At 60.2% G+C, this 13,980-nt stretch carries 10 protein-coding genes; 7 read left to right on the top strand and 3 right to left on the bottom strand.

The features are described 5' to 3' along the window. Positions 1 to 5: 5 nt before the first annotated feature. Together K4O48_RS19580 and K4O48_RS19575 are read right to left on the bottom strand one after the other, a co-directional pair. Entirely contained in the window at positions 6 to 1,340 is a 1,335-nt protein-coding gene (locus K4O48_RS19580) for a sensor histidine kinase (protein WP_222910032.1), read from the bottom strand. Next, positions 1,337 to 2,032 carry a response regulator transcription factor gene (locus K4O48_RS19575; protein ID WP_222910031.1) on the bottom strand — a complete coding sequence of 232 codons (696 nt, stop codon included), beginning with the start codon at positions 2,030 to 2,032 and terminating at the stop codon, positions 1,337 to 1,339. Before K4O48_RS19575 ends, K4O48_RS19580 begins: the two co-directional genes overlap by 4 nt. Before the next feature lie 188 nt (positions 2,033 to 2,220). On the opposite strand from K4O48_RS19575, the gene dsbD reads away from it, so the two are divergent. From dsbD to K4O48_RS19550, 5 genes are read left to right on the top strand one after another with little or no spacing between them, the layout of a single operon-like run. Further along, positions 2,221 to 3,966 carry a protein-disulfide reductase DsbD gene (gene dsbD / locus K4O48_RS19570; protein WP_222910030.1) on the top strand — a complete coding sequence of 582 codons (1,746 nt, stop codon included), beginning with the start codon at positions 2,221 to 2,223 and terminating at the stop codon, positions 3,964 to 3,966. After that, positions 3,966 to 4,781, top strand: coding sequence for a TlpA family protein disulfide reductase (locus K4O48_RS19565; protein WP_222910029.1), 816 nt, complete (start codon positions 3,966 to 3,968; stop codon positions 4,779 to 4,781). Before dsbD ends, K4O48_RS19565 begins: the two co-directional genes overlap by 1 nt. Beyond that, complete coding sequence (gene dsbG, locus K4O48_RS19560; RefSeq protein WP_222910028.1) at positions 4,778 to 5,554, top strand: thiol:disulfide interchange protein DsbG; 777 nt, start codon at positions 4,778 to 4,780, stop codon at positions 5,552 to 5,554. The genes K4O48_RS19565 and dsbG overlap by 4 nt, the downstream gene beginning before the upstream one ends. A gap of 57 nt (positions 5,555 to 5,611) precedes the next feature. Next, the gene (locus K4O48_RS19555) at positions 5,612 to 6,259 is read left to right on the top strand and encodes a c-type cytochrome (protein WP_222910027.1); all 648 of its coding nucleotides are present in this window, start codon (positions 5,612 to 5,614) and stop codon (positions 6,257 to 6,259) included. Further along, the gene (locus tag K4O48_RS19550) at positions 6,256 to 7,173 is read left to right on the top strand and encodes a c-type cytochrome (RefSeq protein WP_222910026.1); all 918 of its coding nucleotides are present in this window, start codon (positions 6,256 to 6,258) and stop codon (positions 7,171 to 7,173) included. Before K4O48_RS19555 ends, K4O48_RS19550 begins: the two co-directional genes overlap by 4 nt. Positions 7,174 to 7,396: 223 nt before the next feature. Here K4O48_RS19550 and K4O48_RS19545 read toward each other — a convergent pair whose 3' ends face one another. Continuing rightward, positions 7,397 to 8,509: a GGDEF domain-containing protein gene (locus tag K4O48_RS19545; protein WP_222910025.1), complete on the bottom strand. Its 1,113-nt coding sequence runs from the start codon at positions 8,507 to 8,509 to the stop codon at positions 7,397 to 7,399. A gap of 844 nt (positions 8,510 to 9,353) precedes the next feature. On the opposite strand from K4O48_RS19545, the gene K4O48_RS19540 reads away from it, so the two are divergent. After that, positions 9,354 to 10,649 (top strand): integrase family protein, encoded by a 1,296-nt coding sequence (locus K4O48_RS19540; protein WP_222910023.1) that lies wholly within the window; start codon positions 9,354 to 9,356, stop codon positions 10,647 to 10,649. A 561-nt stretch (positions 10,650 to 11,210) separates the two neighbouring features. Beyond that, positions 11,211 to 13,532: a bifunctional DNA primase/polymerase gene (locus K4O48_RS19535; RefSeq protein WP_222910022.1), complete on the top strand. Its 2,322-nt coding sequence runs from the start codon at positions 11,211 to 11,213 to the stop codon at positions 13,530 to 13,532. The last annotated feature ends 448 nt before the right edge of the window (positions 13,533 to 13,980 follow it).

The raw sequence follows: 13,980 nt of genomic DNA, 5'->3' as shown, positions 1-13,980 counted from the left end.
CGTCTTCAGGGAGCGGGAGCCTGCAGGCTGACCACCAACTCGACGACGAGACCGTCCGCCTGCGGCTCGAAACGCAGATCGCAGGCACAGCGCTCGGCGATCGCCTTGACGATGGACAGGCCCAGACCACTGCCTTCACCTTCGCCGCTGCGCCAGAAGCGCTCCGTCAGACGCTCGAGCATTTCCGGCGGGATGGCCGGGCCGTGATCCTGCACGCTGAAGCGAACCCGGCTTTCATCCAGCTGGGAGATCGTCAAGCGGATGGCTGTGCCGTGCCGGGTATGGCGGCGGGCATTGTCGAGCAGGTTGCGCAACGCCGCGACCGCCAGGGTGGGCGGCATCGCCAGTGGGTGAGGGCAGACATCTTGCGCCCCGCACAGCTCGATGTGCGGCCCGGGCTGCTGACTGGCGTCAGCGATCGCCAGCTGCGCGACGTCGAGGGCCGTGCAGCTGAGGCCGTCATCGAAGGACACGCGACCTTCGACCCGCGCCAGCATGAGCAGCTGTTCGAGGATCCGGTGCAGACGATCCGTGCCGACCTCTGCCTGGGCCAATGCCCGTTTCGCGGTATCGCCCTCGGTCATGGCCGCGACCTGCAGGTGGGTCTTGATGGCAGTCAGCGGGCTGCGCAGTTCATGGGCGGCGTCATCGGTGAGCCGACGTTCGCGTTCGAGCATGTGCGCGATCCGCGCGAACAGCTGGTTCTGGGTTTCGACCAGGGGCGTCAGTTCTCGCGGCAGCCGCTCGATGTGCAACGGATCCACCGAGTCGGCGCTGCGCTGCGCCAGGGCCGTGCGGATTCGTCTGAGTGGCGCAAGACCGTTGCCGATGCCGATCCACAACACGATCAGGCTGCCCAGCAACGCGACGAAAACCGGCAGTGCCGCGGCCAGGAGCACCGAGCGCTGGAGTGCGCTGCGCTCGTCAAGGCGATCGGCCGTGGTGATGCGCATGCCGTTCTGGATGAAGGTGAAACTACGCCAGGCGGTATCGCCGATCATCTGGTCGTGAAAGCCGGTGCGCTGAGCGTCGAGCGTGCTGTCTGGCGCCGCATGGCTGCGCGCCAGGATTTCACCCCGCAAGGAGCTGATCTGGCAGGCCAGGCCGTTTTCGATGCCCAGCTGTTCCGCACTCAGCCGGGTGATACCGCCTTCGCCCAGTTGCGGTTGCGGCAGTTGCACCAACAGACCCGCGACCATCCGCGCCGACGCAGCAAGGCGCTGGTCGAGGGACTGCATCAACTGATTGCGAACATCGAAGAGCATCCAGGTCGCGGCCAGCGCCCAGAGCAGCACGAAGGCCGAGCCGAGGGTGAGGGTCAGGCGCAGGCGCAAGCTCATGGGTCGGGTGCCTCGGTGGGAGCCGAGCCATGGCCGGCAGGGCCCAGGCGATAACCGATTCCCCTGACGGTTTCGACGATGCCGTTACCCAGCTTGCGCCTGAGATGGTGGATATGGACATTCAGGGCGTTGCTTTCAACGTCATCGCCCAGTCCGTACACGGCGTCCTTGAGCTGCTCGGCCGATAGCACGCGGCCGGGATTCTGCAGTAGCGCCTGGAGCAGCGCCTGTTCACGGCGCGACAGGTCCACGGGTTCGCCCGCCATGAACGCCGCACAGGCGGCAGGATCGTAGCTCAGCGGGCCGTGTTCGATCATCTGCGTCGCCCGACCGGCAGCCCGGCGCAGCAGGGCATGCAGGCGGGCAGCGAGTTCACGCAGGTCGAAGGGCTTGACGAGGTAGTCGTCAGCGCCTGCCTGAAGCCCGGATACCCGCTCGGTCACCGCGTCCCGGGCAGTCAGGATCAGCACAGGCAGCTCGAGGCCACGGCGGCGCAGGCGCTGGAGAAAGCGCAGGCCGTCTTCGTCAGGCAGGCCCAGATCGAGAATCATCAGGTCGAAGCTGGCTGTGCGCAGCAGCGAGTCGGCCTGCCCGGCCGTAGCGGCATGGGCCACGCTGAAGCCCTGGGCTTCGAGCCCGGCGACGATGCCACTGGCGATCAGTGCGTTATCTTCTGTCAGCAGTACGTGCATGTGGGAATCGCTTGAGAGGCAGCAGTCAGTATCGTCCGCCTGGATTAACGGCGCGTTAGCAGATGGTACGCCGAGTTGCTCGTGCCTCAACGCCGCTCAGCCTTACAGGTTGTGTCCAGGCCTCGTTAATCGCCTCTTAATCCCGAGTCGGCAAGCTCGCCGTCGAATCGGGTAATCGGGTGTTGTGCATGCGAGCGCTTTTTGTCTTTCTGGCCTGCTGCCTATGGACCGCGCAGCTGGCGAACGCTTCACCGTTCACCTTCGTTCAGAAGCAGCAGGAGTTTCTGCCCGTGGACGAAGCCTTCAGGCTGCACGTCGAGCAGCCTGACGCTGGCGGCGCCGTGCTGCGCTGGGACATTGCGCCCGGCTATTACCTCTACAAGGAGCGCCTGCGATTCGCAGGGCTGCCACCGAGGAGCGAGCCGCAGTTGCCGCCTGGCGAGCCGTACCATGACGAGTATTTTGGGGATTCGCGAATCTATCGCGACAGCCTGGAAGTGCAGCTTCCCGATGCGGATCTCGCGTCGCTCGAACTCGGCTGGCAAGGCTGCGCCGATGCCGGCCTGTGCTATCCGCCGCAAACCCGCACGGTAGCGCTGGGCGGCAGCAGCACCCCTCCGTCCATGCCGGTTCAGGCCGACGACCAGGCCCTGGCCAGCGGGCTACAGCAGCAGTCGCTGGGCTGGAGCCTGCTGATCTTCTTCGGACTCGGCCTGTTGCTTGCCTTTGCTCCCTGTTCGCTGCCGATGCTGCCCATCCTGGCCGGCATTGTGGTGGGTAGCCAGGCCGGGCCTCGCCGCGGCATGGCACTGGCTGGGGCCTACGTATTCAGCATGGCGCTGGTCTACGCCGCCCTCGGAGTGGTGGCGGCGTTACTAGGTGCGAATCTGCAGGGATGGCTGATGCAGCCGTGGCTGATCGCAAGCTTCGCAGGCCTGTTTGTGCTGCTGTCCTTGCCCATGTTCGGCTTCTTCGAGCTGCAACTGCCGGCGGGCCTGCGTGATCGGCTGGAGCAGGCCGGCCGCAAGCGCCGGGGCGGCAGCCTCGCCGGGGCCAGCGCGTTGGGTGTGCTGTCCGGGCTGCTGGTGGGCCCCTGCATGACCGCACCGCTGGCCGCGGCGCTGCTGTACATCGCCCAAAGCGGCGACGCCGTGAACGGTGGCCTGGTGCTGTTCGCGCTGGGCCTGGGGATCGGTACGCCACTGGTGCTGCTGGTGACGGTGGGCAATCGCTTCCTGCCCAAGCCTGGGCCGTGGATGGATCGCGTCAAGGTTTCCTTCGGTTTCCTGTTTCTGGTCGCGGCGCTCTACGTGCTTCGTCCGCTGTTGTCCGACCCACTCTGGGTAGGGCTGTGGGGCGCGCTGCTGGTTGTGAGCGCCAGCGGGCTTCTGCAGCTGTCGCGGGAACTGGTGCGGCATCAGGCACTCAGCCGCGCGGTGGCGTCGCTGGCCGGTGTCTGGGGAGTAGCGCTGCTGCTCGGAGCGGCTGGCGGCGCGCAGGATGTCATGCGGCCACTCGGTGTATTCACGGGCGGGGTTGCGTCCTCGCAGGGCGCTGAGCCTGCCCACGGATTTGTCGGCTTCAGCGCGCCGGCCGACCTTGATCGTGAGCTGGCTGCCGCCAGGGCCGCGGGCCAGTGGGTGCTGGTGGACTACTACGCCGACTGGTGCGTGTCCTGCAAGGTCATGGAAAAGGAGGTGTTCGGCGACGCGCAGGTGCAGGCGGCGCTCACTGGCGTGCGGATTCTGCGGCCGGACGTGACGCAGACCGATCCCGCCAGTCGCGAGCTGTTGAACCGCTATCAGGTCATGGGGCCGCCGACGCTGCTCTTCATCGGCCCGGACGGGGAAGAGCGACGAACCCAGCGCATCACCGGCGAGGTCGATGCGAATCAATTTCTGAACAGATGGAACCAGACAAGGGAGCGTGGCTGATGCTGACGATCAATCTGGGGCCCCTGGCACTTGCCGTCCCACATGTGCTGATGCTGGTGAGCCTGTTTATAGCGATGCTGACCGGCTGGTGGGTTGGGCGGCGCAGCGAGCGGAATCCGGAACAACAGCTCTTCAGGCTGCTGCTGGTGGCGCTACTGGTCGCGCGGCTGGCCTTCGTGCTGGTCTACGTCGAGCATTTCCGAGATGAGCCCTGGCGCGTGATCGACATACGTGACGGCGGTTTTATTGCCTGGCCGGGCTTGGTGGTGGCCGTTCTGTTGGGCTCCTTGCTGGCCTGGCGCGACAGCGGGCTGCGCCGACCGCTGGGCGCAGCGGTGCTGGTGGGTGTGCTCAGCTGGGGGTTCGGGACCTTTGCGTTGCACGCGTTCGAGCAGGGCACGCGACTGCCTGAGATGGGCCTGCGGGACAACGGGGGTAAACCCGTCGCCTTGCAGGATTACGTTGGCAAGCCGCTGGTGGTCAACCTGTGGGCCACTTGGTGCCCGCCCTGTCGGCGTGAAATGCCGGTCCTTGCGCAGGCGCAACAAGAAAACACCGACGTGACCTTTCTGTTCGTCAACCAGGGCGAGGGCGAGCGATTGATCGCCGACTTCCTCGACGCCGAAGGGCTCGGCCTGGAAAACGTTCTGCTCGACACCGGCGGTCGTCTGGGCCAGCACGTAGGGTCTGCGTCGCTGCCCACCACGCTTTTTTATGACGCCGAGGGACGCCAAGTTGGCAGCCATCTCGGTGAACTGTCCCGTGCCAGCCTGGCGCGCGCCCTTGAGCAACTAGAGGTCAAAACCCAGCCATGAAACCGGTACGTTCACTTTCGTTTTTTATCTCAACGCTCGCCTTACTGCCGACGCCCTGGGCGCTGGCCGAAACGCTGCCTCCCGCAGTTCAGGCCATTGAAGCGCGCGGAGCCAAAGTGGTCGGCAGTTTCGACGCGCCGGGCGGATTAAAGGGCTACGCGGCGCGTTACAACGGACAGGGCATTGCGCTGTATCTGACACCGGACGGTGATCATGTCGTGGTCGGCAGTTTGCTGGATGCCGCTGGCGAAGACCTGACCAAGGCACCGCTTGAAAAGCTTGTGTATGAGCCGATGAGCAGCGAGATGTGGCAGCGGCTCGAAAGCAGCACCTGGATAGCTGATGGCGTGGCTGAGGCGCCACGGGTGATCTATATGTTTTCTGACCCGAACTGCCCGTTCTGCAACATGTTCTGGAAACAGGCGCGGCCCTGGGTCGAAGCGGGCGACGTTCAGCTCCGTCACGTCATGGTCGGCATGTTGCGCCCGGACAGCGCGGGTAAAGCCGCGGCGCTGTTGGCCGCGAAAGACCCTGAAGCGGCTCTCAATGAGCACGAGGCCGCGGGCAAGGCCAGCACGCTCAAACCTGTCGAGCGCATCGCGCCCGAGGTGAATGAACAGCTCGAGGCGAACCTCACCCTGATGGGCGAAATGGGCGCCTCGGCGACCCCGGCTATCTATCACCTGGATGAGCAAGGGCGTCTGCAGCAGCATCAGGGCGCGCCTCGTCCCGAGGCGTTGAATGGCATCATGGGGCCGTTGTCAAAACGCTAGCAACACGACACGGTCAGTCAGCACCGGCACCTATAACAAGAATGATCTGGAGGCTACATGAACGTCCCCCTCTGGCCCTTGGCCGGGCTCTTCCTTGCGATTTCGGTGTCCGCGCACGCCGCGGATGCCGCTGCGGTGTACAGCAAAGGCGGGGCCAACCCCGCCGCGATGGCGTGTGCCACCTGCCACGGCGCCGAGGGTGAGGGCATGGCTGCTGCAGGATTCCCCCGCCTGGCCGGCTTGTCGGCTAATTACACGCGCAAGCAACTGGCTGATTTCGGATCCGGTGCGCGGGCGAATCCAATTATGCAGCCCATTGCGGCAGCCTTAAGCCGTGAGGAAGCCGAAGCCGTCTCGACGATGCTGGCTGACAAGCCTAAACCGCAGGTCGAGCGAATCGACCGCACCGCGTTGGTCGACGGGCCTGGCGAAACACTGGCCCTGCGTGGCGCCTGGGATCGCAATATCCCTGAGTGCGTCGCCTGCCACGGCCCCAGCGGAACGGGAGTAGGCGACGCCTTTCCACCGCTGGCCGGGCAGTCGGCACAGTACCTGTCGTCGCAGCTGACCGCCTGGCGTCAGGGCACTCGCAAGAACGACCCCAACGACTTGATGGGCCACATCGCACGTAGCTTGACCGAGGACGAGGTAACGGCGGTCTCGACGTACTTCGCAGGCCTGACCGACAAAGGAGCAGCCAAATGAAGACCCATACAAGCGCACTGCTGTTGATGTCATTGGCCTTCCCGGTGCTCGCGGACGACATCGCGATGGAAGATCAGTCGCAGATCCTGACCGGGGCCGGTGATCCCGCCAGCAGCAAGTACTTCCAACCGCCAAAGGAAAGCGAACTGCCTGACAACGCCTACGGGCAGTTGGTACAGCAAGGGCGCGCCATATTCGTCGATACCAAGACGCATGCGCCCGACTATGTGGGCAACGGCCTGGCCTGTGCGAACTGCCACCTCGAACAAGGCCGGAAAGCCAACTCTGCGCCGCTCTGGGCTGCCTACACCATGTACCCGGCGTACCGAAAGAAGAACGACAAGGTGAACAGCTATGCCGAGCGCCTTCAGGGCTGTTTCCAGTTCAGTATGAACGGCAAGGCACCCGAGGCTGACGGCCCCGTTATCGCCGCGCTTTCAGCCTATTCCTACTGGCTTGCAACCGGAGCACCCACGGGGCAAGAGCTGCCCGGTCGGGCCTATCCGGAAGTGCCACAACCCGAAGGCGGCTACGACCTGGCGAAGGGAGAACAGGTCTACGACGCACAGTGCTCCGTCTGTCATGGGCCGAACGGGGAGGGGCAGAAGTCTGGTGACCTTTATGTATTCCCGCCACTCTGGGGGGCGGACTCGTTCAACTGGGGTGCTGGCATGCATCGAATCAACACGGCTGCGGCGTTCATCAAGGAAAACATGCCACTGGGCAAAGGCGGCACCCTGTCAGATGAAGACGCCTGGAACGTGGCGGCCTTCATGAACAGCCACGAGCGACCGCAAGACCCACGCTTGATTGATGGCTCAGTCGAGAAAACCCGAGATAAGTACCACGCCAATGACGGCGTGAACCTTTACGGGGAAATCGTCAACGGAAAGATGCTGGGGAAAGGTATCTAACGGCGGGCGCTGGCATCGGTGACAACGTCAGGCGATGACTGAACAGTGGTGGGGCATCGCTTGATGGTTTCGCCAAATCCAAACGGCGTTTCGGCTGACGAGCGTCAGGCCAGTTGGATGGGTCGATCGGTGGGGGTTAATTGGGGATGAACGTTCGGCCAAGTTGCCGCCGAATTTCATTTCGCAGAAAGAAACAGAGGCCTGCATGCTGCAGGCCTTTGATCTATGTAGCGCCGGCCCCCAGCGTCCAACTCGGAACCACCCGGTCCCGCCCCTGTGCTTTAGCCTGATAAAGCGCTGCGTCGGCGCGCTGAAGGCATTGCTGCAGGTCAAACGTTTCCCCGGGCTCGCAGGACACGACTCCGGCGCTGAGCGTGACCACCTCCGCTGCACTCGAGCCTCGGTGGGCGATGCCAAGCTCACGCACACAACGGCATATCTCCTCGACCCTTTCCCGGCCATCAGCCGCGCTCAAGTCATACCACACGCCTACAAATTCCTCGCCGCCGTAACGGGCAGTGAAATCGAGCGGTCTGCGCGCGCTGGCCTGGATCGATGCGGCCACGCGGCGCAGTACCTCATCCCCCTCGCCATGGCCGTACAGATCGTTGTAACGCTTAAAGAAATCCACATCCATCAGGGCGACCGCCACCGAGCGCTGCTCCCGCTTTGCTTGGGCGAAGACGTCCGAGGCGCGCTCCTGCATGACCCGGCGGTTGTACAGCCCTGTCAGAAAATCCCGCTCGGCCAGTTGCTGCAATGCCTGTTCGGCCTTGTAATTCTCGAGGCTGACGGCGTCGGAAAAATAGGCGCCAACACTTCCGATGATATTGGCCGAGATCAGAAACATCGCGTTATAGAGCAGCGCATCCCCTTCCAGGCCTACGTGTCGCTCCATCAATATGTAGGCTATACAACTGGCCCAGCCGCAGACCAGCGCACCGATCAGACGAAGCCCAAGGAGAAGGTAGACGAACAGGGTGGCCAGCAGGATGCCTTCATAGGGCAGCGATGCACCTTCGCGCCGCGCGAGCCAAAGGATGAGCACCACGCCGTTGAGCACCAAGAACGCGGCCGTTCCCAGTACCTTCTGCATGTGACCAAACAGATAGGGGCGGTAGGTCGCGGCCCAGACAGCCAACAGCACCGGGAGAACCACGGCCAGGCGCACCAGCAGCGTTTGATGGTAGACCGCGGGCGGCAGCGTGAGCACTTCAAGCAGGCCGAATAACCCGAACAGCAGAATGGCCGCGACCATGCCGCCGCGCATCCGGTTCAGGTACTTGCGGTTGTAGTAACGACTGAACGCCTTGTCGGCCAGAAGGACTGGGAGCATCGGCAACTTCTGATTCCTTGATAAAAATCCGTCAGGGCCAATCGTTCATAGCGGCCTAACAGCTAGTCAGACCACAAGATCCAAGACTCCGCTGACAGAGCTCGCACCGCCTATCGAGAGTGCAAACCTACGTTGGCGCGAAGCGGTGACTGTAGGAAGACGACAAAAAGGCCACGCGCATGAAGCGCGAGCTGTGAGGAATAACGCAAGTGAAAGGAAGAATGTCCACTCATGCCCAAGATCGGCTGCCACCAGCGCCTACTTCCGGCACTAGTCAGCAGTCAGACCAGAGCGCGCAGGATGCGCCGCAAGAGCTGAGCGTACCTAGCAGCAAACCGAACATGAACAGCGTCAACGGGATGCTGAGCAGTTTCATCAAATAAACGCTGCCGGGTCACGCGATCAGCTGAATGGTGCCGCCCCAGTATTCATACAAGCAGAAGGGCATCAACTGGAAATGAGTTCACCACACCGGTCCGCCATCCCCAGCCGCCCCGCCACATTCCTACTGAAGATAAAGTGGGACCATTCATTCCATCAGATCACGGCGGACTATTGCGGGTGGGGTTTTTACGTACAGCAGAAAAACAAAAGGCCTGCATCGCTGCAGGCCTTTGATTTATGTGGTGCCGGCACCAAGAGTCGAACTCGGGACCTACTGATTACAAGTCGGGCGCATATCACTTTGCCATGATTTGGTTTCGGCTAAAAATCAGACGGTTTCGGCGCTTACAAGCCAGTAAATACGCGACTTAATAGGGTTTCGAGCTTGTTTTGCCTCGCCTGAACACATGTTTCGAGGGGCAAAAAAGCGTGTTTATGTTTTGTTCGGAACCCTTCCTCTATGAAAGTCAAAATCACCCAGGCTTTGGTCGAGCGTGTCGCCCCTGCCGAGAACGGCAAGACCACCCTTTATGCCGATCTTGAGCTTCGAGGCTTCTATCTAATCATCAGCAAAACCAAGAAAGGCTTCTATGTCCAGAGCTTGGTCAACGGTAAACAGGTGAGGGTCAAGTTGGGCGACCACCCTTCCTTAACGGCAAAAGCAGCTCGCGAGCTTGCCATGCAGAAATTGGTTTCCATGCGTAGCGGTGCCAACCCAAACGAGGAAAAGCGCAAGGCTCGTGTGAAGGGCATGACGCTCAGGCAGGCAATGGAAATGCACCTTGCTGCCAAAAAGCTATCGCCTCGTACAGATGAAGGTTATCGCTACCTGATGAGCCAGTACCTGAGCGACTGGTTAGATAAGCCCTTGATGGATATTGGCGCAAACAGGGCGTCGGTAAGGGAGCGGCATAAAAGCATCACCACAAAAAACGGAGCACCAGTGGCTGATGGGACGTTTCGAGTATTCAGGGCCCTCTACAACCGTGGCCTTCGAGAGCATCCCGATCTGCCACCAAACCCCGCCTCGAACATCGACTTCCATGGATTGAAACGGCGGAAAGTGGAAGCGAGCGCTGATCAATTGAAGGAGTGGGGTAGGGCTGTTCTCCAGTTGAATCCAGTGCGCCGCGATCTTCATTTGTTCCTGCTGCTCAGCGGCATGCGTAAAACAGCAGCCTGCGAAGCTCGGCTAGAACATATCCATGACGGGTTTATCCATATCCCGAACCCCAAGGGTGGCGCAGAGCGGGCGTTCGACTTGCCGCTGTCGGGTCCGTTGAAAGCGCTACTCGCCCACAGGGCAGTCCATTCACCTCGCATGCATCGAAAGCACCCATGGGTCTTCGCCTCCGACTCGAAGTCTGGTCATGTATCAGAGGTGAAGCAGCCAGAGCTCAACGGACTGGCGGGCCATGCCCTTCGACATCTATATGCATCATTGGCCGTACAAGCAGGGGTGCCGTTGCTTGAGCTGAAGTACCTACTGAACCACGCTGCCAATAACGTGACCATGGGCTACATCAACATTGGGGTGGAGCACTTGAGGCCATACCAAGAAAAGGCATCGAGCTACATTCTGGCAGCGCTTGGCCTTGATTGGACTGAAGGAACCTGGCCTCCGACTGCTTTAGAAGCTCAATCAGCCGCCGAAACGCAGCAATCTGGCTTGCTCAGGCAGCCCGTGTTGCACGTAGTACCGAATACGCTGACGCATAGCAGTCCGGATCAAACCGAAGCGGTGACGGCGGCCTGAGAATACGAGCAAATCGTTGGTTGTTTAACCTTGAATCTTGGGGCAGCATTGAACCAATCGCGCCAAGTTGTGCGGAGGTTCCCATCGGCGATGACTGCGGGAGCAAAAGTGCTTTCGGTGGCAAGAACAACCGAGGGGTTCTTCGCAACGACTGTCGAATGAGCAGCCCCAATGCCAGTGTGCATTCAGTCAAATATCCCGCAGTTCTCAACGACTGTGGGGCCGACTGGAGACTGCCACCATGGCGAGCCCAACCAAAGAGTTCACGTTCGCTGAGCTCGAAGAAATTCATGCCTTGCCCGACGATGCCCTCATCGATCTGCAAGCCGCTGCAGCTGTTCTAAACATTACCTACGCCACCATTACTTGGTATCGGTGCAAAGCGCCCGAACTATTGCCGTCGAGCATCCAGCTTGGACGGAGCAAAAGGGGCGCTCGCTATCGCATGGGTGACCTCCGTGCCTTTATCGCCGCCAGGCGATGTGGGGGTGGCCGATGAACGGACAAAAAAATACCCCGCTAGTCGTCGGGCAACGAGGCGGGGTAAATGCTGGAAAACCTATGGAGAGCGACAATCCAACTATCGAATCGCAGAGCCATAGTGCGACCTCTGCCGCTCAACGAACACCATCATTCGACGTCGATGGGCTGATCGCAGCGGGTCTTCAGCTTATCCCTCTACATAAGTGGGATGCCGTAGATAATCGCGGCCGTGCTCGTGGCAAGACGCCTCGCGATGGGGCTTGGCAAGCGAAGGAATACGACTCTGTTGCCGTGTTGGCTGAAGCCACCAGAACGGGAAGAAATATCGGCGTTCGCTTGCCCGACTCGGTGGTGGTGCTGGATGTTGATCCTCGAAATTTTCCCGACGGTCGTGACTCTCTTGCAGAGTTTGTAGAAGCCCACGGTCTGGACCTGATGCTGGCTTCGCATGTGATTACAGGCTCAGGTGGCGATCACTACTACTTCAAAAAGCCTGCCGACGTCGCTGTGGTCGATAGCCTGGAGGACTTTCCTGGGCTGGAGTTTAAATCGTTGGGAAGACAAGTCGTCGCCCCAGGCTCCGTGCATCCTTGTGGCGAGCGTTACAAGTGGGACGACTTCGCGCCCAGACCCAGCGAAATGCAAAGCCTACCCAGCCGGATACTGGATCTGATCCGTCGCCCGGCCAGGGCCCATGGACAGGCGGCAGGGCTCGGTGATCTCTCCCCTGAGCAGCTCGCGGCTGCCCTGGAGTTTCTTGATGTCGAGGATTTCAAGGAAGAGAGCCATTGGCGAACCTTGATGATGGCTTGCCATCACGCAACGAACGGTGAAGGTCGGCAGGAATTCATCGACTGGTCGACCCAAGACCCTGATTACCAAGACGATGCTTGGATCATTGGTCGCCGATGGGATTCGCTTCATTCGAATCCAAGCGGAGGGCGTCGCGGTCGCCCTGTGACAATCAAGTTCCTCCATAAAGTAGTGCAGGAAGCAGGGGGGCACATTGCCCACCCAGACCCAGAGGACGAGTTCGAACCGTGGCTAGAAGAAAGCCTGGGCGAAGGCGTGGACGACGCCGAATTGCGCGCAGAGCCAAAGGCCGAAGGTCTGGATGGGATCATCCAAGAGCTGAATGGAAAGCACTATGCGGTCTTGGATAGCGGTTTCCAGATCATTACTGAGGAAGCCGACCCAATCTTCAACGGGCGCGTACGTTACCAGCGTCTATCCAAAAGTGACTTCAGGTCCATGTATGAGAACAGGCTGACCGAGGTCAATAACAAGCTGATGTCTGTCGCCGATGTCTGGTTGAAGAGCCCTAAACGTCGCCAGTACAAGGGGATCATTTTCGATCCATCGAGAGACCACGACGGCTGGCTCAACATGTGGCAGGGCTGGGCCTACGACCCCAAAGAAGGCAACTGGTCGCTGTTACGCCAGCTGGTTCTGGAAGTGCTGGTGGATGGTGTCGAAGAACACTATGAATATGTCCTCAACTGGATGGCGTTCCTTTTCCAGCATCCCGAGAAGGTCGCTGAGGTTGCCATCGCGTTCCGCGGCGAAAAAGGCACAGGGAAAGGGACGCTGGGGCGCACCCTCCATGACATCGCAGGTGCAAGCGGGCTCCACATCAGCTCACCCGGCCACCTAACGGGGCGCTTCAACTCCCACCTCCAGAACTGTGTATGTCTGTTTGCAGACGAAGCGTTCTGGGCTGGAAATAAAGAAGGCGAGGCCGTACTCAAGCAATTGGTTACCGAGCCGACGATCACTTACGAGGGCAAGGGTCGAGACGCTGTTAACGGAAGAAACCACGTTCACATTGTCATGGCGTCGAACAACGACTGGGTAGTTCCTGCTGGCATGGATGGGGAGCGCCGCTTCGCAGTTTTCAATGTGAACACCAACCGTAAGGGTGACAAAGCCTTCTTCGATGCCCTGAATAAACAGCTCGAAAACGGAGGTCGCGCCGCCTTTTTGCACGACATGCTGAAGCGTGACATTGGCAACTGGCACCCTCGGGATAACGTTCCTCAAACCGAAGCGCTAGCCGAGCAAAAGATGATGAGCCAGAGCGCCGAGGAGTCCTGGTGGGATGATCTGTTGGAGTCGGGAAAATTGCCTGGTTATGCGATTGCAGATGACGATCCGCCGTGGCACGAGTCTGCGGTGGAGGTGGATAAAGACGAGCTGCACCGCGACTACCTTGCCTACGCCAAGTCGATCGGAGCGAGACCGAGAACAAAGGCGGGACTCGCCATGAAGATCAAAAAGAAAGCGGGCATTGGAGAGCGTCAGGTTGTGCTCGAAGATGGTCGCCGCGTATGGAGGTGGGTTCTGCCAGGGCTGAGCGACGCCCGTGCCATTTGGGCGAAGGCAACAGGCAAGGAGGAGTAGGAGTTTGGCACCGTGGCCTAAGTCGGCCACGGTGTTCGGACTTCGCTATTTAATTTCGCAGGAGCTATTTAGTTTTCCCTTTGAAACGCAAGAAACGACAAAATCACATACTTTGCGCCGACCCATCAAAACAAGTCTGGCGCTTTTTTTTGCTTGTAGATCAGCGCGTTATGCGAGTTTGCACAGAATCACAACAGCATAGCCTGCTTTTCAGTTCTCCCGGATATGCCGTTTGGCTAAATACTAAATATTAAATAGCTGCCTCCATTTATTATTTAGCATTTAGTTATTTACTACTTTTTATATTTTTTAATTTAAGTTTGTGAAGATTAAGTAGTATAAGTAAAGGCAGTAAAATCAATGCTTTGGGACGACCGGACTCCGCATAGTCTCACAGTCCTGGAGCCGATCCAGCCTGCAACTAAATCGCCGTGGTCGAACGAGGTGG

This window comes from Pseudomonas sp. DNDY-54 (assembly GCF_019880365.1).
Lineage (GTDB): Bacteria > Pseudomonadota > Gammaproteobacteria > Pseudomonadales > Pseudomonadaceae > Stutzerimonas > Stutzerimonas stutzeri_P.
This window is presented reverse-complemented; position numbering and strand designations above follow the sequence as displayed.

Coding starts and splice junctions, on each gene's coding strand:
- K4O48_RS19580 (WP_222910032.1), bottom strand. CDS start 1,340: ATGAGCTTGCGCCTGCGCCTGACCCTCACCCTCGGCTCGGCCTTCGTG.
- K4O48_RS19575 (WP_222910031.1), bottom strand. CDS start 2,032: ATGCACGTACTGCTGACAGAAGATAACGCACTGATCGCCAGTGGCATC.
- dsbD (WP_222910030.1), top strand. CDS start 2,221: ATGCGAGCGCTTTTTGTCTTTCTGGCCTGCTGCCTATGGACCGCGCAG.
- K4O48_RS19565 (WP_222910029.1), top strand. CDS start 3,966: ATGCTGACGATCAATCTGGGGCCCCTGGCACTTGCCGTCCCACATGTG.
- dsbG (WP_222910028.1), top strand. CDS start 4,778: ATGAAACCGGTACGTTCACTTTCGTTTTTTATCTCAACGCTCGCCTTA.
- K4O48_RS19555 (WP_222910027.1), top strand. CDS start 5,612: ATGAACGTCCCCCTCTGGCCCTTGGCCGGGCTCTTCCTTGCGATTTCG.
- K4O48_RS19550 (WP_222910026.1), top strand. CDS start 6,256: ATGAAGACCCATACAAGCGCACTGCTGTTGATGTCATTGGCCTTCCCG.
- K4O48_RS19545 (WP_222910025.1), bottom strand. CDS start 8,509: ATGCTCCCAGTCCTTCTGGCCGACAAGGCGTTCAGTCGTTACTACAAC.
- K4O48_RS19540 (WP_222910023.1), top strand. CDS start 9,354: ATGAAAGTCAAAATCACCCAGGCTTTGGTCGAGCGTGTCGCCCCTGCC.
- K4O48_RS19535 (WP_222910022.1), top strand. CDS start 11,211: ATGGAGAGCGACAATCCAACTATCGAATCGCAGAGCCATAGTGCGACC.